The organism is Nocardioides sp. Leaf307, assembly GCF_001423135.1.
GTDB classification, from domain to species: domain Bacteria; phylum Actinomycetota; class Actinomycetes; order Propionibacteriales; family Nocardioidaceae; genus Nocardioides; species Nocardioides kribbensis.
Map to the genome: position 1 here is coordinate 1,547,422 of NZ_LMNY01000001.1, position 16,479 is coordinate 1,563,900.

Annotated in this window: 19 protein-coding genes and 1 riboswitch; of the genes, 10 read left to right on the forward strand and 9 right to left on the reverse strand. The window is 75.0% G+C overall.

What is annotated here, in order from left to right:
* Positions 1-85: 85 nt before the first annotated feature.
* Positions 86-1,000, forward strand: coding sequence for an intradiol ring-cleavage dioxygenase (locus ASF50_RS07040; protein WP_056903883.1), 915 nt, complete (start codon positions 86-88; stop codon positions 998-1,000).
* A 58-nt stretch (positions 1,001-1,058) separates the two neighbouring features.
* A complete protein-coding gene (gene hemW / locus ASF50_RS07045; RefSeq protein WP_056903884.1) occupies positions 1,059-2,297 on the forward strand; it encodes a radical SAM family heme chaperone HemW in 1,239 nt (412 codons plus the stop codon).
* Here hemW and ASF50_RS07050 read toward each other — a convergent pair.
* From ASF50_RS07050 to ASF50_RS07070, 5 genes are all read right to left on the reverse strand, one after another.
* A complete protein-coding gene (locus ASF50_RS07050; protein WP_082502844.1) occupies positions 2,290-2,742 on the reverse strand; it encodes a DUF4870 domain-containing protein in 453 nt (150 codons plus the stop codon). The genes hemW and ASF50_RS07050 overlap by 8 nt on opposite strands.
* A 24-nt stretch (positions 2,743-2,766) precedes the next feature.
* A complete protein-coding gene (locus ASF50_RS07055; protein WP_056903885.1) occupies positions 2,767-3,612 on the reverse strand; it encodes a DUF3097 domain-containing protein in 846 nt (281 codons plus the stop codon).
* Between the two features lie 48 nt (positions 3,613-3,660).
* Positions 3,661-3,858, reverse strand: coding sequence for a hypothetical protein (locus tag ASF50_RS07060; RefSeq protein WP_056903886.1), 198 nt, complete (start codon positions 3,856-3,858; stop codon positions 3,661-3,663).
* 88 nt (positions 3,859-3,946) lie between these two features.
* Positions 3,947-4,807: an MBL fold metallo-hydrolase gene (locus ASF50_RS07065; protein WP_056903887.1), complete on the reverse strand. Its 861-nt coding sequence runs from the start codon at positions 4,805-4,807 to the stop codon at positions 3,947-3,949.
* A 424-nt stretch (positions 4,808-5,231) separates the two neighbouring features.
* Positions 5,232-5,957: a hypothetical protein gene (locus ASF50_RS07070; RefSeq protein ID WP_056903888.1), complete on the reverse strand. Its 726-nt coding sequence runs from the start codon at positions 5,955-5,957 to the stop codon at positions 5,232-5,234.
* Positions 5,958-6,232: 275 nt separating this feature from the next.
* Here ASF50_RS07070 and hrcA point away from each other — a divergent pair, with 275 nt between their 5' ends.
* The 3 genes from hrcA to ASF50_RS07085 all read left to right on the forward strand — a co-directional run bounded on the left by hrcA (position 6,233) and on the right by ASF50_RS07085 (position 9,351).
* Positions 6,233-7,264 (forward strand): heat-inducible transcriptional repressor HrcA, encoded by a 1,032-nt coding sequence (hrcA, locus tag ASF50_RS07075; protein WP_056903889.1) that lies wholly within the window; start codon positions 6,233-6,235, stop codon positions 7,262-7,264.
* A 157-nt stretch (positions 7,265-7,421) separates the two neighbouring features.
* Complete coding sequence (gene dnaJ, locus ASF50_RS07080; RefSeq protein WP_056903890.1) at positions 7,422-8,603, forward strand: molecular chaperone DnaJ; 1,182 nt, start codon at positions 7,422-7,424, stop codon at positions 8,601-8,603.
* Positions 8,604-8,610: 7 nt separating this feature from the next.
* Positions 8,611-9,351, forward strand: coding sequence for a 16S rRNA (uracil(1498)-N(3))-methyltransferase (locus tag ASF50_RS07085; RefSeq protein ID WP_056903891.1), 741 nt, complete (start codon positions 8,611-8,613; stop codon positions 9,349-9,351).
* Positions 9,352-9,609: 258 nt separating this feature from the next.
* Here ASF50_RS07085 and ASF50_RS07090 read toward each other — a convergent pair whose 3' ends face one another.
* The gene (locus ASF50_RS07090) at positions 9,610-10,560 is read right to left on the reverse strand and encodes a Gmad2 immunoglobulin-like domain-containing protein (RefSeq protein ID WP_056903892.1); all 951 of its coding nucleotides are present in this window, start codon (positions 10,558-10,560) and stop codon (positions 9,610-9,612) included.
* 165 nt (positions 10,561-10,725) lie between these two features.
* Between ASF50_RS07090 and ASF50_RS07095 the strand changes: the two genes are divergently transcribed.
* On the forward strand, positions 10,726-11,076 hold the full coding sequence (locus ASF50_RS07095; protein ID WP_056903893.1) for a histidine triad nucleotide-binding protein: 351 nt from the start codon (positions 10,726-10,728) through the stop codon (positions 11,074-11,076).
* 58 nt (positions 11,077-11,134) lie between these two features.
* Here the strand turns inward: ASF50_RS07095 and ASF50_RS07100 are convergent, their stop codons facing one another.
* Entirely contained in the window at positions 11,135-11,419 is a 285-nt protein-coding gene (locus tag ASF50_RS07100; protein WP_056903894.1) for a hypothetical protein, read from the reverse strand.
* Positions 11,420-11,637: 218 nt separating this feature from the next.
* On the opposite strand from ASF50_RS07100, the gene ASF50_RS07105 reads away from it, so the two are divergent.
* From ASF50_RS07105 to ASF50_RS07120, 4 genes are read left to right on the forward strand one after another with little or no spacing between them, the layout of a single operon-like run.
* Positions 11,638-12,597, forward strand: a complete 960-nt coding sequence (locus tag ASF50_RS07105; RefSeq protein WP_228942585.1) for a PhoH family protein — start codon at positions 11,638-11,640, stop codon at positions 12,595-12,597.
* Positions 12,598-12,602: 5 nt separating this feature from the next.
* Positions 12,603-13,052, forward strand: coding sequence for an rRNA maturation RNase YbeY (gene ybeY, locus ASF50_RS07110; protein ID WP_056903896.1), 450 nt, complete (start codon positions 12,603-12,605; stop codon positions 13,050-13,052).
* A 7-nt stretch (positions 13,053-13,059) separates the two neighbouring features.
* Positions 13,060-14,367, forward strand: a complete 1,308-nt coding sequence (locus ASF50_RS07115; RefSeq protein ID WP_056864212.1) for a hemolysin family protein — start codon at positions 13,060-13,062, stop codon at positions 14,365-14,367.
* On the forward strand, positions 14,360-14,716 hold the full coding sequence (locus ASF50_RS07120) for a hypothetical protein (protein WP_056864213.1): 357 nt from the start codon (positions 14,360-14,362) through the stop codon (positions 14,714-14,716). The genes ASF50_RS07115 and ASF50_RS07120 overlap by 8 nt, the downstream gene beginning before the upstream one ends.
* Before the next feature lie 19 nt (positions 14,717-14,735).
* Here the strand turns inward: ASF50_RS07120 and thiD are convergent, their stop codons facing one another.
* Both thiD and thiE read right to left on the reverse strand, forming a co-directional pair.
* Positions 14,736-15,644 (reverse strand): bifunctional hydroxymethylpyrimidine kinase/phosphomethylpyrimidine kinase, encoded by a 909-nt coding sequence (gene thiD / locus ASF50_RS07125; RefSeq protein ID WP_200920042.1) that lies wholly within the window; start codon positions 15,642-15,644, stop codon positions 14,736-14,738.
* The gene (gene thiE / locus ASF50_RS07130) at positions 15,641-16,357 is read right to left on the reverse strand and encodes a thiamine phosphate synthase (protein WP_200920043.1); all 717 of its coding nucleotides are present in this window, start codon (positions 16,355-16,357) and stop codon (positions 15,641-15,643) included. Before thiE ends, thiD begins: the two co-directional genes overlap by 4 nt.
* A riboswitch (TPP riboswitch) is annotated at positions 16,348-16,443 on the reverse strand. It overlaps the preceding gene by 10 nt.
* Positions 16,444-16,479: the final 36 nt, after the last annotated feature.

Consider the following 16,479-nt stretch of genomic DNA (forward strand, 5'->3'; position numbering starts at 1 on the left):
CCCCACAGGGGGCGCACAGGCAGGACGACTCGAATGGGTGCCGGCGGGAGACCGCCGGCACCCGTTCCGTCTTCCGAGGAGAGCCATGACCCCGCACCAGCGCCACGACCACCACCATGACCACCAGGGCGACCTCGAGGACCACGACCTGGGCCTGAGCCACGACCTGCCCCGGATCGTGGAGCGCAACCGTCTCGGGCGGCGCCGATTCCTCGCCGCGGTGGGTGGCGTGGGCGCGGCCACGGCGCTCGCGGCGTGCTCCGCCGACGCCGACTCGACGAGCAGCACCGGGAGCAGCACCGCGGGCGGCACCCCGCCGGAGGGCGGGCCCGGCGGCGCGGCGCCCGCCGGGTCCGAGGTGGAGGTCGCCGAGGGCGAGATCCCCGAGGAGACCGCCGGTCCCTACCCCGGCGACGGGTCCAACGGCGTCAACGTGCTGACGGAGTCGGGGGTCGTGCGCTCCGACATCACCCGCAGCTTCGGCTCCGCCTCGGGCGTGGCCGAGGGGGTGCCCACGACGCTGCGCCTCAAGGTCTACGACCTCACCGGCGACGAGGCCGAGGTGCTGTCGGGGGCGGCGGTCTACGTGTGGCACTGCGACCGCGACGGGGAGTACTCGATGTACTCGGAGTCCATCGCGGAGGAGAACTACCTGCGCGGGGTCCAGGAGACCGACGAGAAGGGCTGGGTGGAGTTCACCACCATCTTCCCCGCCGCCTACTCGGGTCGCTGGCCCCACGTGCACTTCGAGGTCTACCCCAGCCTCGCGGACGCCACGAGCGCCTCCAACAAGCTGCGCACCAGCCAGCTGGCCATCCCCCAGGACGTCGCCGACGCCGTCTACGCCGAGGCCGAGGGCTACGAGCAGAGCGTCACGAACATGGCCCAGACCAGCCTCGACAGCGACAACGTCTTCTCCGACGGCTACTCGCTGCAGCTGGCGAAGGCGACCGGGTCGGTGGCCGAGGGCTACACCCTGACCCTCAACGTCCCCGTCTGAGCCGTCCGGGTCCGAGCCGCCGCCGAGCCGCCCGGGCCCCGGGTGGGAGGATGGCCAGATGCCCTCCGCCCTGCCCGACGGCGATCCCGTCCCCGCCGACGGGTCCCTGCCCGAGGCCGCGCTGGCCGGTCTGGGCCGGCGCCCGTTCGGCCTCTACGTCCACGTGCCCTTCTGCGCCGTGCGCTGCGGCTACTGCGACTTCAACACCTACACCGCCGAGGAGCTCGGCCCCGCCGGGGGCGCCCCGGGGGCCTCGCGCTCGACGTACGCCGCCGCGGCGGTGGCCGAGGTCCGGCAGGCGCGACGGGTCCTCGGCGAGGTCGACCTGCCCGTGTCGACGGTCTTCTTCGGCGGCGGCACCCCCACCCTGCTCGACCCCGACGACCTCGGGGCCGTCGTGGAGGCGGTCGCCGAGGAGTTCGGGCTCGCGCCCGACGCCGAGATCACCACCGAGTCCAACCCCGACAGCGTCGACGCCGCCGACCTGGCACGGCTGCGCGAGCTGGGCCTCAACCGCGTCTCCTTCGGCATGCAGTCGCAGGTGGGCCACGTGCTGCGGGTGCTCGACCGCACCCACGACCCCCGCCGCGTGCCGGCGGCGGTCGCGTGGGCCCGCGAGGCCGGCTTCGAGCAGGTGAGCCTCGACCTCATCTACGGCACGCCCGGGGAGAGCCTGGAGGACTGGGCCACCTCGGTCGACGCGGCCCTGGCCTGCGAGCCCGACCACGTCTCGGCGTACTCGCTCATCGTCGAGGACGGCACCGCGCTGGCCCGCCGGGTGCGGCGCGGCGAGCTGCCCATGCCCGACGAGGACGACCTGGCCGACAAGTACGCCCTCGTCGACGAGCGGCTGGTCGCGGCCGGGCTGGGGTGGTACGAGGTGTCGAACTGGGCCCGGGGCATGCCGGCCAGCGGAGCCCACCGCTGCCGCCACAACGAGCTCTACTGGACCGGGGCCGACTGGTGGGGCGTCGGTCCCGGCGCCCACTCCCACGTGGGGGGCGTGCGGTGGTGGAACGTCAAGCACCCCGTCGCCTACGCCGAGCGGATCGGCGCCGGGCTGAGCCCGGCGCACGCGCGCGAGGTGCTGGCACCGGAGGACCGTCGCGTCGAGCGGGTGCTGCTGGAGCTGCGGCTGCGCGAGGGCCTCCCGCTCGACGTCCTCGACGACGCCGGCGCCGCCGCCGTGCCGGGGCTGCGCTCGCGGGGCCTTGTGCGGGTCGAGGGTGACCGGGTCGTGCTCGAGGACGCGGCGCGTCTCGTCGCCGACGGCGTGGTGCGCGACCTGCTCAGCTGACCATGCGGATGGTCAGCGGGTAGCGGTAGAGCTCGCCGCGCGCCGAGCGCACCGAGCCGATGACGGTGAACACCAGCCAGACCAGCCCCACCACCGGCAGCAGCAGGAAGCCCACCAGCGCCAGGGCGAGCACGAGCGACACGACGCCGTAGATGAGGATGGAGAGCTGGAAATTGAGGCTCTCGACCGACTGCTGCCGCACGTAGGGTGAGGTGCCGCCCTTGAGGAGCAGCACGAGCAGCGGGCCGAGGAACGACAGGGCCACGAAGGCCGCGACGAGGGCCGACCAGTGCGCCGCGCCGCCCCAGGTGCGCTCGTCGGGGGTCAGGCCGTCGGGCCCCGGGGTCTGGCCGTAGGGGGTCTGGCCGTAGGGGGTCTGGCCGTAGGGGGTCTGGCCGTAGGGCTGCTGGCCGTAGGGCGGTTGGCCGAAGGGCGGCTGGGACATGGGGCCTCCTGGTGCCGGTCGCGGTCAGTCGACCGTGACGAAGTCGATCAGCTCCTCGACCCTACCGAGCAGGGCCGGCTCCAGGTCGTCGTAGGAGGCCACCTTGCCCAGGATGTGCTTCCAGGCGCGCGCGATGTCGGCCTGGTCGCGGTGCGGCCAGCCGAGGTGCTGGCACACGCCCTTCTTCCACTCCACCGAGCGCGGGATCGTCGGCCAGGCCGCCAGCCCCAGGCGGTCGGGCTTCACGGCCTGCCAGACGTCGATGAAGGGGTGGCCGACGATCAGGACGTGCTTGCCCACCGCCGAGCGCGCGATGCCCTGGGCGATGCGGCTCTCCTTCGACCCCGGCACCAGGTGGTCGACCAGCACGCCCACGCGCCGCTGCGGCCCGGGCCTGAAGTCGACCAGGTGGTCGGCGAGGTCGTCGACGCCGCCGAGGAACTCCACGACGACCCCCTCGATGCGCAGGTCGTCGCCCCAGACCTTCTCCACCAGCTCCGCGTCGTGGCGGCCCTCGACGAAGATCCTGCTCTGCCGCGCGACGCGGGCCTTCGCCCCCGGCACGGCCACCGAGCCCGACGCGGTGCGCGTCGGGGCGACGGGGGCACCCTGGCGGGCCGGGGCCACGAGGATGACGGGGCGCCCCTCCAGCAGGAAGCCGGGGCCCAGGGGGAAGGTGCGCCGCCTGCTGCGGCGGTCCTCCAGCGTCAGCGTGTGCAGGTCCCGGTCGACCGCGACGATCTCGCCGACCCAGTCGGTGGTGACCTCCTCGACCACTGCTCCGAGCTCCGCGGGCGCCTCGACCGCGCGGCCCCGCTTCGGGGCGCGCCAGTCGCCGGAGAGCACGTCGCCGCCGTACCGATCACTCATCGCAGCAGGCTAGGACGCCCGTCGGTGCGAGCCGGCCCGGCGCGCCGGTCAGTGCCGGGTGTCGGGTTCCTCACCGTCGTCGTCGCCGTCGGACTCCGCAGCCGGCTTGCCGTCGTGGAGGAGGTCGCCGGCGTCCTCGCCGGCGGGCAGGCCCTCCGCGAGGGGGTTGTCGTCGCCGGGCACGAGGTCCTCGGGCAGCTGGTCGTCGGAGATGCCGGTCGTGGGCTCGTCGGGGGTCTCGCTCATGGGGCGACGCTAGTGCTCCGGCGGGCGGCCGGTCGACCGCCCGGCGGGGTGGTGACGGCGTGGTGCCGCGGCGGGGCCGGGGGGCGGGTCAGACGAGGGGGAGCCGGCGCGGGGTGCGCGGCAGCTGGGAGTAGCCACGGGCGACCGCGTCGGTGAGGGTCGCGGCCGGGTAGGGCCACGCCCCCGTGGCCAGGGCCTCGGCCTCGGGCACGCCGCGGGCCACCAGGTCGCGGATCTCGGTGGCCACCAGGCCGATCTCGTTGCGCTGGACCTCGACGAAGTCGCGGTCGACCGGCGACCCGTGGCCGGGCACGACCACCGAGCGACCGGTGGTCAGCGACAGCACGACGTCGAGGCTCCAGGGCCACTCCAGCGGGAACGAGTCGGCGCCGTACGCCGGCACCGCGCCGTCCCCGGCACCGGCGGGCGGCGCCTCCTCGACGAGGTCGCCGGCCAGCAGCACGTCGACGTCGGGCACCCGCACCACGAGGTCGCCCGCGGTGTGACCGCGGCCGGGGTGGACCAGCTCGAGGGCGCGATTGCCCAGGTCCAGCACCGCGGCGGAGGAGAACACGTGGTCGGGCACGACCACCTCGGTCGCGTGGACCTCCTCGGCGTGCTCGCCCCGGTAGTCGCCCGTGCCGCGCCGGGCGGCCTCGGTGAGCAGCGCGGCGGCCGTCTCGTGGGCGTGCACGGGCAGGGGCCCCCAGGCCTCGAGGAACGCCCCGGCGCCGAAGGCGTGGTCGTAGTGGTCGTGGGTGGTCACGACCGCCACCACCTCGCCGCGGCCGAGCGCACGGACGTCGTCGACCAGCGCGCGACCCGAGGCCAGCGACCCGTGCGTGTCGACCACCACCAGGCCGCGCTCACCGCGGACCACCGTGACGTTGACGTCGCACCACGCGCGCCGTGAGACCCAGACGCGGTCGGCGATCTCCTCGAAGTCCATCGGCTCAACCTAGCCGGGCGCGGGACGCGGGGTGCGGGACGCGGGGTGCGGGGTGCGGGGAGCGGGGAGCGGAGCGCGCCGCGCAATTGCGCTGGTTGAGCAGGCTGGGGCCGTCGGGGTGGTCGCGGATCACGCAAACCGGTGGGCGTCGAGGGGTGCGCGCTGCGCAATTGCGCTGGTTCAGCAGGGTGTGGCCGTCGGGGTAGTCGCGGATCACGCAAACCGGTGGGCGTCGGGGCGTGCGCGCTGCGCAATTGCGCTGGTTCAGCAGGCTGGGGCCGCCGGGGTGGTCGCGGGCCGCGCAGACCGCGCAGACCGGCGAGCCCCGAGGCGTGGCCACCACGCACTTGCGCTGGTTCGGCGGCTCAGGACCCCGGCGGTCCGCTCCGACCGGGGGACCCCGACCGCGCGAGGGTCGGCGCGGTCAGCAGATGCCGGCGCCGAGCTCGCGCCGCAGCATCGCGGCCAGCTCCGCGGGCGTGCGCGCGGCGCGGGGGAAGACCAGGCGGGTGACGTGGGCGCCGGCGTCGTCGATCCAGCGCACGTCGACCCCGCCGGCGGTGAGGTCGGCCAGCTCGGCGGCGATGAGGCGCTCGACGGGCACGCCGGCGGCCAGGGCGACCGAGGCGCGCAGCTCCTCGGGGTGGCAGCGGCCCGCGTGCTCCACGCAGCGCTGCAGGTAGCCGCGGTTGAGCGCGTGGGCGGGTGCGGCGTACTCCTCGACCGGCACGGCCAGCGAGGTGCCGACGCCGTCGGGGCTTGTGAGCTGGAGGGCGACCTGCTCGGGCACCAGGCGCACGACCTGCCGCTCGTCCTCGCAGCAGGGGCAGGCCTCCAGGCCGGCCAGGGAGAGGCGGCCCGAGACCGTCACCGAGGGAGGGCGCGCCCCGGCGGGGCCGGCGAGGGCGCTGTCGACGGTGAGCACGGCCCCGGCGCCACGGGCGGCGGCCAGGGCGAGGTCGCCGGCGGGGGAGCAGGTGAAGGTCGGCACGCCGTCGCGCTCGGCCATGCCCAGGGTGTCGTCGCGCAGCACGTCGGGGGCGCCCTCGACGACCAGCCCGGCGTCGGTGGCGCACGACAGGACCGCGCGCGCCTCGGCCGCGACCAGGTAGGGGTCGTGGAGGGGACGGGTCGAGCTCTCGGCGGTCATGCTGCCTCCGATCGGCGGGCGGTCCTGGGGCGGACGCCGTGACGGGTGGTCGTAGTTAGGTGAGCCTAACCTACCCGGGTCGTCGGGGGGAGGGGCTCTCCGAGTCGGGTCCGCCATACGCGCCGGAGCGCGGACGCCCGGCGGCCCGACGCGGTCCACGCCCGGGCTGCCGTGAGGGACCCGACCTTGTAGAGTTGGCACTCCACGGAATCGAGTGCCAATCGAGCGCGGCCGGGTGCCAGAGGCCCCGGACCGGGCCGGCGGGAGGAGGCGGGATGCAGGAGGACCGCAGGCTCGCCGTGCTGCGAGCCATCGTGGAGGACTACGTCGCCACCGACGAGCCGGTCGGCTCCAAGGCGCTCGTCGAGCGGCACGGGCTGGGCGTCTCCTCGGCCACCGTGCGCAACGACATGGCCGTGCTGGAGGACGAGGGCTACATCACCCAGCCCCACACCAGCGCCGGTCGCGTGCCGACCGACAAGGGCTACCGGCTCTTCGTCGACCGGCTCACCACGGTCAAGCCCATGAGCACCGCCGAGCGCCGGGCCATCTCCACCTTCCTCGACGGCGCCGTCGACCTCGACGACGTGGTGCAGCGCAGCGTGCGGCTGCTCTCCCAGCTGACCCGTCAGGTGGCCGTGGTGCAGTACCCCACGCTGTCGCGCTCCACCGTGCGCCACGTCGAGCTGGTCTCCCTGGGCGCCCACCGGCTGCTCGTCGTGCTGATCCTCAGCACCGGGCGCGTCGAGCAGCGCGTGGTCGAGCTCGAGGGGGAGCTCGCCGACGAGGAGCTGGCCGAGCTGCGCTCGCTGGTGCTGCGCACCGTCACCGGCGCCACCATCGCCGAGGCCCTCGTGGCCCTGCGCGCCCTTGGCGAGGCCGGTGAGCCCGACGGCCGGGGCCCGAGCGCAGCCACCGTGCAGGTGGTCGAGGTGCTCGTGGACTCGATGAGCGACCACCGCAACGACGCCCGCGTCGCCGTCGGCGGCGCAGCGAACCTCGCGAGGTACGGCGACAGCTTCGACTCCGCCGTGCGCCCGCTGCTCGAGGCCCTCGAGGAGCACGTCGTGCTGCTCAAGCTGCTGGGGGAGTCGGGCACCGGCGGGCTCGTCACGGTGCGCATCGGCGCCGAGGGCCCCTACGAGGAGCTGTCCTCGACCAGCGTCGTCTCCACCGGCTACGGCCCCCGCGAGGAGTCGCTGGCCACGCTCGGCATCGTGGGTCCCACCCGCATGGACTACCCGGGCACGATGGCTGCGGTGCGCGCGGTCGCCCGCTACGTCTCCCGCATCCTCGACGAGGCCTGAGCAGGCCCTCACCGGCCGGGCCCGCCGGCCCGCCCCGCACCCGGGCGCCCCCGAGCGCCCGCGCCCCACCAGACCAGCACGCCAGACCAGCACGCCAGAGCACGACGCAAGACGCACGACCAGCACGCACCACCCGGACGACGACGAAGGACCATCAGTGAGCCAGGACCTGTACGACCTCCTCGGGGTCGCCCGCGACGCGGACGGCGACGCGATCAAGAAGGCCTACCGCCGACTGGCGCGCCAGCTGCACCCCGACGTCAACCCCGACCCCGAGTCGCAGGAGAAGTTCAAGCAGGTCTCGATGGCCTACGAGGTGCTCTCCGACCCCCAGAAGCGCTCCGCCTACGACCGCGGCGCAGACCCCTTCGGTGGGGGCGGGCAGGCCGGCTTCGGGCAGGGTGCCGGGTTTTCCTTCACCGACATCATGGACGCGTTCTTCGGAGGCGGCGGTCAGGGCGGTGGCCAGGGCCGTGGTCCGCGCCCGCGCGTTCGTCGGGGGCAGGACGCGCTGATCCGCCTCGAGGTCGACCTCGCCGACGCCGCCTTCGGCGTCACCCGCGAGATCAAGGTCGACACCGCCGTGCTGTGCTCGACCTGCCACGGCGACGGCGCCGCACCGGGCAGCCACCCGGTGCCCTGCGAGACCTGCCGGGGCCAGGGCGAGGTCGCCCAGGTGCAGCGGTCGTTCCTCGGCGAGATCCGCACGCTGCGCCCGTGCGCGGCCTGCCGCGGCTTCGGCACGATCATCCCCGACCCGTGCCGGGAGTGCTCCGGCGACGGCCGGGTGCGCTCGCGTCGCTCGCTGACGGTCAAGATCCCTGCGGGCGTCGACACCGGCACCCGCGTGCAGCTGACCGAGCAGGGCGAGGTCGGGCCCGGCGGCGGCCCCGCCGGTGACCTCTACGTCGAGATCCACGTGGCCGAGCACCCGACCTTCCGCCGCCACGGCAACGACCTCCAGTGCACCGTCACGGTGCCGATGACGGCGGCCGCGCTCGGCACCACGATCACGCTGCCGACCCTGGAGGCCGACGTCGTGGCCGATCCCGAGGAGCCCACCGAGCTGGAGACCAGCTTCGAGATCGAGGTCCGCCCCGGCACCCAGTCGGGCACCGAGCAGGTGCTGCGCGGGCGCGGTGTGCCCGGGCTGCGGGGCGGCCGGGGCGACCTCGTCGTCACCATCGCCGTCGAGACCCCAGGTCGCCTCGACGCGCGGCAGGAGGAGCTGCTGCGCGAGCTCGCCGCGCTGCGGGGCGAGGAGGCCCCCACGGGGTCGGTGCGCCCCGGCACCAAGTCGGTCTTCGGCCGCCTGCGCGACGCCTTCAACCCGCACTGAGCCGGCCGTGACGCTGTCGGTGCACCTCGTCGAGACCCTCGCCCACGCCCGGGTGGGGGCGCCCGTCGCGCTCGAGGGCGACGAGGCCCACCACGCCGTCGCCGTACGCCGGATGCGTGTCGGTGAGCGTCTGGTGCTGACCGACGGCCGCGGGCGCACTGTCGTGGCCGCCGTGACGGCCACGGCCAAGCGGTCGTTGGAGGCCGTCGTGGAGGAGGTGGCCGACCACCCCGAGCCCGCGCCGTCGGTCACGGTGGTGCAGGCCCTGCCCAAGGGCGACCGGGGCGAGCTGGCCGTGGAGGTGCTGACCGAGGTCGGCGTCGCGGGGGTGGTGCCCTGGGCCGCGGCGCGGTCGGTCGCGGTGTGGAAGGGCGAGCGGGCCGAGCGGTCGCTGGCGCGCTGGCGGGCCACGGCCCGCGAGGCCGCCAAGCAGGCGCGCCGCCCTTGGCACCCGCAGGTCGCCCCGCTCGCGCGCACCCAGGACGTCTGCGCCCTGGTCGCGGCGGCCGACCTGGCCGTGGTGCTGCACGAGGAGGCCACCGAGGCGCTCTCGGCGCTGAGCGTGCCGGTCTCCGGTCGCCTCGTCGTGGTGGTCGGCCCCGAGGGCGGCCTGACCGAGGAGGAGGTCGCGGCCCTCGTCGCGGCCGGCGCCCGCTCGGTGCGCCTGGGCGCCGAGGTGCTGCGCACGTCGACCGCGGGGCTCGCCGCCGTCGCGGCACTGCTGGCGGCCACGCCGCGCTGGGGCTGAGCCCCACCACCTCGCGGGGCCGACGTCAAGTTGGGTACTCGCGACGCCGGCGGGGTACCGTCCCCGTCGTCTCCGCCGCCCTGGGCGGACTTCCCCCGGTTCTGTCCCGGCGCGGGCTCCGGAGACGGCTCGACCCCGGCCTCGATGTGTGAGGCCGGGGTCGAGCGCCGCAGACGGTCCGGACCCGGAAAAGGCCCCCACGCCACGAGGCCGGAGCGTCTGCCCTGGTGCTTCGGAGTCGTGCTGCCGGTGGATTGGTCAGCCGACGGTGAAGTCCTTGGAGTCCTCGGTGGGGCCGGGGCCCTCGCCGCCGGCGTCGTCGGTCGACGCGACGAAGGTGTAGTCGCCGGGCTCCAGCGAGGACAGGTCGACCTCGGTCGTCCACGGGAAGAGCCGGCCCATGAAGCCGTCGGCGGTGGCGAACCCGTCGAGCACGACCTCGCCGGAGGCGTCGCGCACCTCCCACGGCACGGTCGCCTCGAAGGAGCTGGCCAGGCCCGAGGCCGTGACCGTGCCCGACAGGGTCGCGCCCTGCTCGGGCGCCGTGACGTTGACCAGGCCCAGCACCGAGAGCTGCGGCGCCTGCTTGACGCCCGCGGAGGTGTCGACCCCGAAGAGCGTCGAGGGCTCGCCGTCGAGCTCCGCGCGCAGCGGCGCCCGCTCCTGCTGCACCCCCTGCAGCGTGTAGACCACCTGCTGCACCGCGAGGCGGGCCTCGCGCGCCGACAGGCCGCCGCGCTCGGCCCACGAGGCGTCGGGCAGGGAGACCACGAAGGCGTCGCCGTCGAAGGAGACGGAGGAGAAGGTGCCGGCGGGCAGGAGCGAGCGGTAGTCGGGGTCGGTGGCCTCGCCGGTGGTGACGAGGTCGGCGGCGGCCTGGAGCGGGTCGCCGGAGACCTGGTGGAACTCGCGGAAGAGCCGCGGGCCCTGCGGGGCGTCGGCCACGAAGTAGGTCGGCACCGTCTCCGAGCCGGGGTCCTGGCTCGGCTCCTTGGAGGCGCTGGCGGTCGGGGCGCTGGCGCTGGGGGAGGTGGTGGGCTCCTCGCTGCCGCTGGGCGACTGCGAGGGGGTCGTGGAGGCCGTGGCGCTGTCGGAGGCCGTCGGGTCGCCGGCGGTGTCGTCGTCGGCGCCGCAGCCCGCGAGCACGCAGGCGCCGAGGGCGAGGGTGCCACCGACGGTGGCGAGACGGGTCCAGGGGGAAGCGGTCATGGGTCCATCCTCGGGGTGGGAGCCGGTCCAGCGCTGGAGGCGGGGGGCTCGCGTGTCGGGTCGGTGCTGGTGCGGGGTCGGCGCAGGTGAGACGCTCGGGGCGCCCCCGGGGTTGCGCCGGGGGCACGACCGAGCGGTCCCGCCGGGGCCCGACGTACCCCACCGATGGAGGGCCCCGTGGCCGACTGCCTGTTCTGCAAGATCGTGGCGGGGGAGGTGCCGGCCGAGGTGGTGCACGTCACGGAGCGCACGGTGGCCTTCCGCGACCTCAACCCCCAGGCGCCGACCCACGTGCTCGTCGTGCCGCGCGAGCACCACGCCAACGCCGCCGAGCTGGCCGCGGGCGACCCGCAGGCCTCGGCCGAGCTGGTGACGACCGCGGCCGCGGTGGCGACGGCCGAGGGCCACGACGACTACCGGCTGGTCTTCAACACCGGCGCCGACGCGGGCCAGACGGTCTTCCACACCCACCTGCACCTGCTCGCGGGTCGCTCGATGACCTGGCCGCCCGGCTGAGCCGGTCGGCGGGGCCGGCGGTGTGGCCCGGGGTCGCGACGGGGCGCGACGGGCTCGGTCAGCCGGGCACGACGGCGAGCACGAGGCGCAGCACGTAGAAGAACACCGGCAGGCCGAAGACCACGAGCATCACCCAGGCGGTGATCTTGTGCAGCGGCTTGCTGGGGTCGAGCGAGCCCGCGAAGTCGAGCAGCGCCCCCTCCTGCGTGTGGTGGGTCAGCCCCATGCCCCGGGCGTGGCCGGGGAGGTGCTGCCCGGGGAACCAGTACGGCTCGGTGTCGTCGTCGTGGTCGTCGGGGTCCTCGTCGGGCCACTGCTCGACGTGCGCGTCCGGACCGGCCATGCGCCCACCGTACGCCGCGCCCGCGGCTCCCAGCGAGGAACCCGCTGGGCTGGTCGGGCGGCGCGCCGTACGATGGAACGGCCGCACCGCCGACCACGAGAGGCGCCCCGACCGGGGCATCCATGACCGAGAGCACCCCCCGCGACCTCGACGCCCCGCAGAGCCCGTCCGTCGCCCACCAGACCCGGCACACCGTGGTCGTCCCGAACAGCATCAACATGGTCAGCCTCCTGGGGGCCGGCGACGAGCACCTCGCGCTCATCGAGCGGGCCTTCGACGCCGAGATCCACGTGCGGGGCAACCGGATCACCTTCCTCGGCGAGCCCGGCGAGGTCGCGCTGGCCGAGCGCCTTCTCGACGAGCTGGTGACGATCATCCGCACCGGCCAGGGCGTCACCGCGGAGACCGTCGAGCGCGTGCTCGGCATGCTGCGCGCCGAGACCACCGAGCGTCCCGCCGACGTGCTGAGCATGAACATCCTCAGCAACCGCGGCCGCTCGATCCGGCCCAAGACGCTGAACCAGAAGCGCTACGTCGACTCCATCGACAAGCACACCATCACCTTCGGCATCGGCCCGGCCGGCACGGGCAAGACCTACCTCGCCATGGCCAAGGCCGTGCAGGCGCTGCAGTCGAAGGAGGTCACCCGGATCATCCTGACCCGTCCGGCCGTCGAGGCCGGCGAGCACCTGGGCTACCTGCCGGGCACGCTGAGCGAGAAGATCGACCCCTACCTGCGCCCGCTCTACGACGCGCTGCACGACATGATGGACCCCGAGTCGATCCCCAAGCTGCTCGCGGCCGGCACCATCGAGGTGGCGCCGCTGGCCTACATGCGCGGTCGCACCCTCAACTCCTCCTTCATCATCCTCGACGAGGCGCAGAACACGACGCCGGAGCAGATGAAGATGTTCCTGACCCGGCTGGGCTTCGGCTCGAAGATCGTGGTCACCGGCGACATCACCCAGACCGACCTGCCGGGTGGCACGAAGTCGGGGCTGCGGATCATCGAGGGCATCCTCGACGGCGTCGACGACATCTCCTTCAACCGCCTCACCAGCAGCGACGTCGTGCGCCACAAGCTGGTCGGCAAGATCGTCGCGGCCTACGACGAGTTCGACGCCCGCACCGAGAGCGCACGCTCCGAGCGGTCTCGCGCGGGCCACCCCGGGCGGTGAGCGGGATGAGCATCGAGGTCCTCGACGAGTCCGGCCGGGGTCTCGACGTGGCGCACCTGGCCGCGCTGAGCCGCTACGTCATGGACGCCATGTGGGTGCACCCCCTCGCGGAGCTGTGCATCAAGGCGGTCGACGAGGACACCATCGCCCAGCTCAACGAGCAGTGGATGGAGAAGGAGGGCCCCACCGACGTGCTGGCCTTCCCGATGGACGAGCTGCGTCCGGGGCTGGTCGACGAGGAGCCCGAGGAGGGCGTGCTCGGCGACCTGGTGCTGTGCCCGGTGGTCGCGGAGCGGCAGGGCGAGACAGCCGGGCACGGCACGCTGGCTGAGCTGGAGCTGCTGACGACCCACGGCATCCTGCACCTGCTCGGCTACGACCACGCCGAGCCGGAGGAGCACCGGGAGATGTTCGGTCTCCAGGACGAGCTCCTCGCCGGCTGGCGCTCGCGGTGACCCGGCGGTGACCTCGGGCGATCTCGGGCTGCTGGTGACGGCGGCCGCCCTGGTCGTCCTCGCCGGCGTCTTCTCCGCGGCCGAGGCCGCGCTCGCGTCGTTCTCCCGCGCCCGGGCCGAGGAGCTGCTCGCCGAGGGGCGCCCCGGCGCGCGCCGGCTCGTCGTCCTGCTCGAGGACCCGCCGCGCTACCTCAACACCGCCCTGCTGCTGCGGCTGCTGTGCGAGATCTCGGCCATCGTGCTGGTCGCCGACCAGATCGACGAGGCCTACGACGGTGCGTGGTGGCGCAGCGTCGTCACGGCGATCCTCGTGATGCTGGTGGTCTCCTTCGTCGCCGTCGGGGTGGCCCCGCGCACGGTGGGACGCCAGCACGCCGAGACGGTGGCGCTGCTGTCGGCCGGCCCGCTGGCCGTCATCACGGGTGTCCTCGGCCCGCTGCCGCGACTGCTGATCGCGGTCGGCAACGCCATCACGCCGGGGCGGGGCTTCCGCGAGGGGCCCTTCTCCACCGAGACCGAGCTGCGCGAGCTCGTCGACCTGGCCGAGGCGTCCTCGGTGATCGAGACCAGCGAGCGCAAGATGATCCACTCCGTCTTCGAGCTCGGCGACACCACGGTGCGCGAGGTCATGGTGCCCCGCGGCGACGTGGTCTTCCTCGAGCGCCACAAGGACCTGCGCCAGGCGCTCTCGCTCTTCCTGCGCTCGGGCTACTCCCGCGTGCCCGTGGTGGAGGAGAACGTCGACCACATCGTCGGCATGGCCTACCTCAAGGACATCGTGCGCCGCGACTTCGAGGCCCCCGAGGTCGCGCTCACCCAGCGCATCGACGAGGTGATGCGCCCGGTGCACTGGGTGCCGGAGTCGAAGCCGGCCAACGCGCTCCTCACCGAGATGCAGGCGCGGCGCCAGCACGTCGCGGTGGTCGTCGACGAGTACGGCGGCACCGCCGGGCTCGTCACCATCGAGGACATCCTCGAGGAGATCGTCGGGGAGATCACCGACGAGTACGACGCCGAGGAGGTCGAGGTGGAGGTGCTCGGCGACGACGTCTTCCGGGTCTCCTCCCGCTATCCCGTCGACGACCTCGACGAGCTCTTCGGCCACCGGGTCGAGGAGGAGGACGTCGACTCCGTCGGCGGCCTCATGGCCAAGCACCTCGGTCTGGTGCCGATCGCCGGCTCCGAGGTGGAGGCCCACGGCCTGCGCTTCACCGCCGAGCAGACCACCGGGCGGCGCAACCGGATCGGCACCGTGCTGATCAGCCGCGTGCCCCCGCAGGACCCCGCCCACGACGACGAGGAGCACGATGACTGAGACCCGCACCGAGGAGACCTCCGCCGAGGACCGCAAGCTGGTGACCCTGGCGCGCGCCACCCGGGCCCGCACCGGGGCCGCGGAGGGCGCGGCGGTCCGCGACTCCGACGGACGCACCTACGCCGCCGCGACGGTGGCGCTGCCCTCGCTGGCCGTGTCGGCCGTCGGGGTCTGCGTGGCGATGGCCGTGGCCTCGGGCTCGAAGGGTCTGGAGGCCGTCGTCGTGCTCACCGACGCCGACGCGGTCGCCGACACCGACCTCGCCGCCGTGCGCGACCTGGCCGGGGCCGGGGTCGTGGTCCACCGCGGCGACGCCCGCGGCTCCCTGCTGGGCACCACCACCACCTGAGCCGCGCCGGGGGCCGGGGTCACCGGGCCGCGGCCCACAACGCGTGCAGGTGGTGCACGGGCCCGTGGCCCGTGCCGACCTCGAGCTCCGGTCCGTGCTCGATGGCGCCGCGGAGCCAGGCCTTGGCCGTGCGCGCCGAGCCGGCCCAGTCGGCGGTGCGGGCCAGCAGGGTGGCCATCGCCGCCGACAGCGAGCAGCCCGTGCCGTGGGTGCCGGTGCTCGCCAGCCGCCGTCCCGGCAGCTCGAGCAGGCCGCCCGGCACCACCGGCGCCGCGGCGGCGTCCACGAGGGCGTCGGGACAGCCGGCCTCCCCGCCGCGGTCGGAGGCGCTGCGCGCCAGGTGTCCTCCCTTGGCCAGCACGACCGCGCCGGTGCGCGCCGACAGCTCGGCCGCCTGCGCGAGCGCTCCCGACCAGTCGGGTGCCGCGGGCCGGTCGACCAGCACCGCCAGCTCGGCGAGGTTGGGCGTCAGCAGGTCGGCGCCGGCGCACAGGTCGCGCACCGCGGCCTCGGCGTCGGCGTCGAGGAGGCGGTGGCCGCTGGTGGAGACCATCACGGGGTCGAGCACCACCAGCGGCGGCGCCGTCCGCCCGAGCCACGCCGCGACCTCGCTTACCACGTCGGCGCGGGCCAGCATGCCCACCTTGACCGCGTCGACGACGATGTCGTCGGAGACCGCGTCGAGCTGGGCGCGCAGGAAGGACGGCGGGGGCACGTGCACGGCGCGCACCCCGTGGGTGTTCTGCGCGGTGAGGGCGCTGAGGGCGGCCATGCCGTAGCCGCCGTGGGCGGCGATGCTCTTGAGGTCGGCCTGCACGCCGGCGCCGCCGCTGGGGTCGCTCCCGGCGATGCTGAGCACGCGGGGCAGGTCCCTGGCGCGCAGGTCCGGTCGTGCCCGGCGCCCCGCGGTGGTGACGGGGCGGCTCACGGGGCGCCCCAGGCGGTGACGAGGGCCGCGGCGGCGACGCGCGGGTCGGGGGCGGCGCAGACGGCCGCGACGACGGCGGCCCCCGCCGCGCCCGCACCCCGCACCGCGGCGAGGTCGCCCGCGACGATGCCACCGATCGCCACGCAGGGCAGCCGCCCGGCCGCGGCCACGACGGCGGCGAGGCCGGTCGCGCCGGTCACCGGCGGGTGGTCGGCCTTGGTGGTGCTCGCGCGGTAGGCGCCGACCCCGAGGTAGTCGACCGTGCCGGGCGGCAGGTCGCCCGCGCGGGCGGCCAGCGCCGGGGTGGGGGTGGTCAGCCCGACCAGCGCGTCGGGGCCGACGAGGCGGCGTACGAGGTCGACGGGCAGGTCGCGCCGGCCCACGTGCACGCCGTCGACCGCGAGGCCGCGGGCCCGCGCGGCGAGCAGCACGTCGACGCGGTCGTCGACCACCAGGCGCGCCCGGTCGCGGCACAGCTCGGCCACCTCGCCCAGCAGCTCGAGCACCTCGCCGTCCGGCTCGGTCTTGGCGCGCAGCTGCACCCAGCGCACCCCGCCGTCGAGGGCGGCGGCCACCGTGGCCACCACGCCCCGCGGCCGGCAGGCACCGGTGTCGGCGACCAGCATGACGCCGCCGGGGCGCCACCGGGCGGGGTCGGGCCGGATCGGGTCGGGCCGGGTCGGGTCCGGCTGGATCGGGCGTGGCTGGTCCACGGCGACATCCCTTCGCTAGTGCGAGCTAGATCAGGTTCGACGGGTCTGCTCTCAGCCCGCGTCGGCGGGCACCCCGTGTCGTCCGCCACCGTACGACGGGGGGCGACACGGACCCGACACCT

What these genes read in the sequence shown, in the direction of transcription:
- ASF50_RS07105 (WP_228942585.1), top strand. Translation starts at nt 11,638, where the DNA reads ATGGTCAGCCTCCTGGGGGCCGGCGACGAGCACCTCGCGCTCATCGAG.
- hemW (WP_056903884.1), top strand. Translation starts at nt 1,059, where the DNA reads ATGCCCTCCGCCCTGCCCGACGGCGATCCCGTCCCCGCCGACGGGTCC.
- ASF50_RS07050 (WP_082502844.1), bottom strand. Translation starts at nt 2,742, where the DNA reads ATGTCCCAGCCGCCCTTCGGCCAACCGCCCTACGGCCAGCAGCCCTAC.
- ASF50_RS07065 (WP_056903887.1), bottom strand. Translation starts at nt 4,807, where the DNA reads ATGGACTTCGAGGAGATCGCCGACCGCGTCTGGGTCTCACGGCGCGCG.
- ASF50_RS07060 (WP_056903886.1), bottom strand. Translation starts at nt 3,858, where the DNA reads ATGAGCGAGACCCCCGACGAGCCCACGACCGGCATCTCCGACGACCAG.
- ASF50_RS07120 (WP_056864213.1), top strand. Translation starts at nt 14,360, where the DNA reads ATGACTGAGACCCGCACCGAGGAGACCTCCGCCGAGGACCGCAAGCTG.
- ybeY (WP_056903896.1), top strand. Translation starts at nt 12,603, where the DNA reads ATGAGCATCGAGGTCCTCGACGAGTCCGGCCGGGGTCTCGACGTGGCG.
- ASF50_RS07040 (WP_056903883.1), top strand. Translation starts at nt 86, where the DNA reads ATGACCCCGCACCAGCGCCACGACCACCACCATGACCACCAGGGCGAC.
- hrcA (WP_056903889.1), top strand. Translation starts at nt 6,233, where the DNA reads ATGCAGGAGGACCGCAGGCTCGCCGTGCTGCGAGCCATCGTGGAGGAC.
- ASF50_RS07090 (WP_056903892.1), bottom strand. Translation starts at nt 10,560, where the DNA reads ATGACCGCTTCCCCCTGGACCCGTCTCGCCACCGTCGGTGGCACCCTC.
- ASF50_RS07070 (WP_056903888.1), bottom strand. Translation starts at nt 5,957, where the DNA reads ATGACCGCCGAGAGCTCGACCCGTCCCCTCCACGACCCCTACCTGGTC.
- ASF50_RS07095 (WP_056903893.1), top strand. Translation starts at nt 10,726, where the DNA reads ATGGAGGGCCCCGTGGCCGACTGCCTGTTCTGCAAGATCGTGGCGGGG.
- ASF50_RS07055 (WP_056903885.1), bottom strand. Translation starts at nt 3,612, where the DNA reads ATGAGTGATCGGTACGGCGGCGACGTGCTCTCCGGCGACTGGCGCGCC.
- ASF50_RS07100 (WP_056903894.1), bottom strand. Translation starts at nt 11,419, where the DNA reads ATGGCCGGTCCGGACGCGCACGTCGAGCAGTGGCCCGACGAGGACCCC.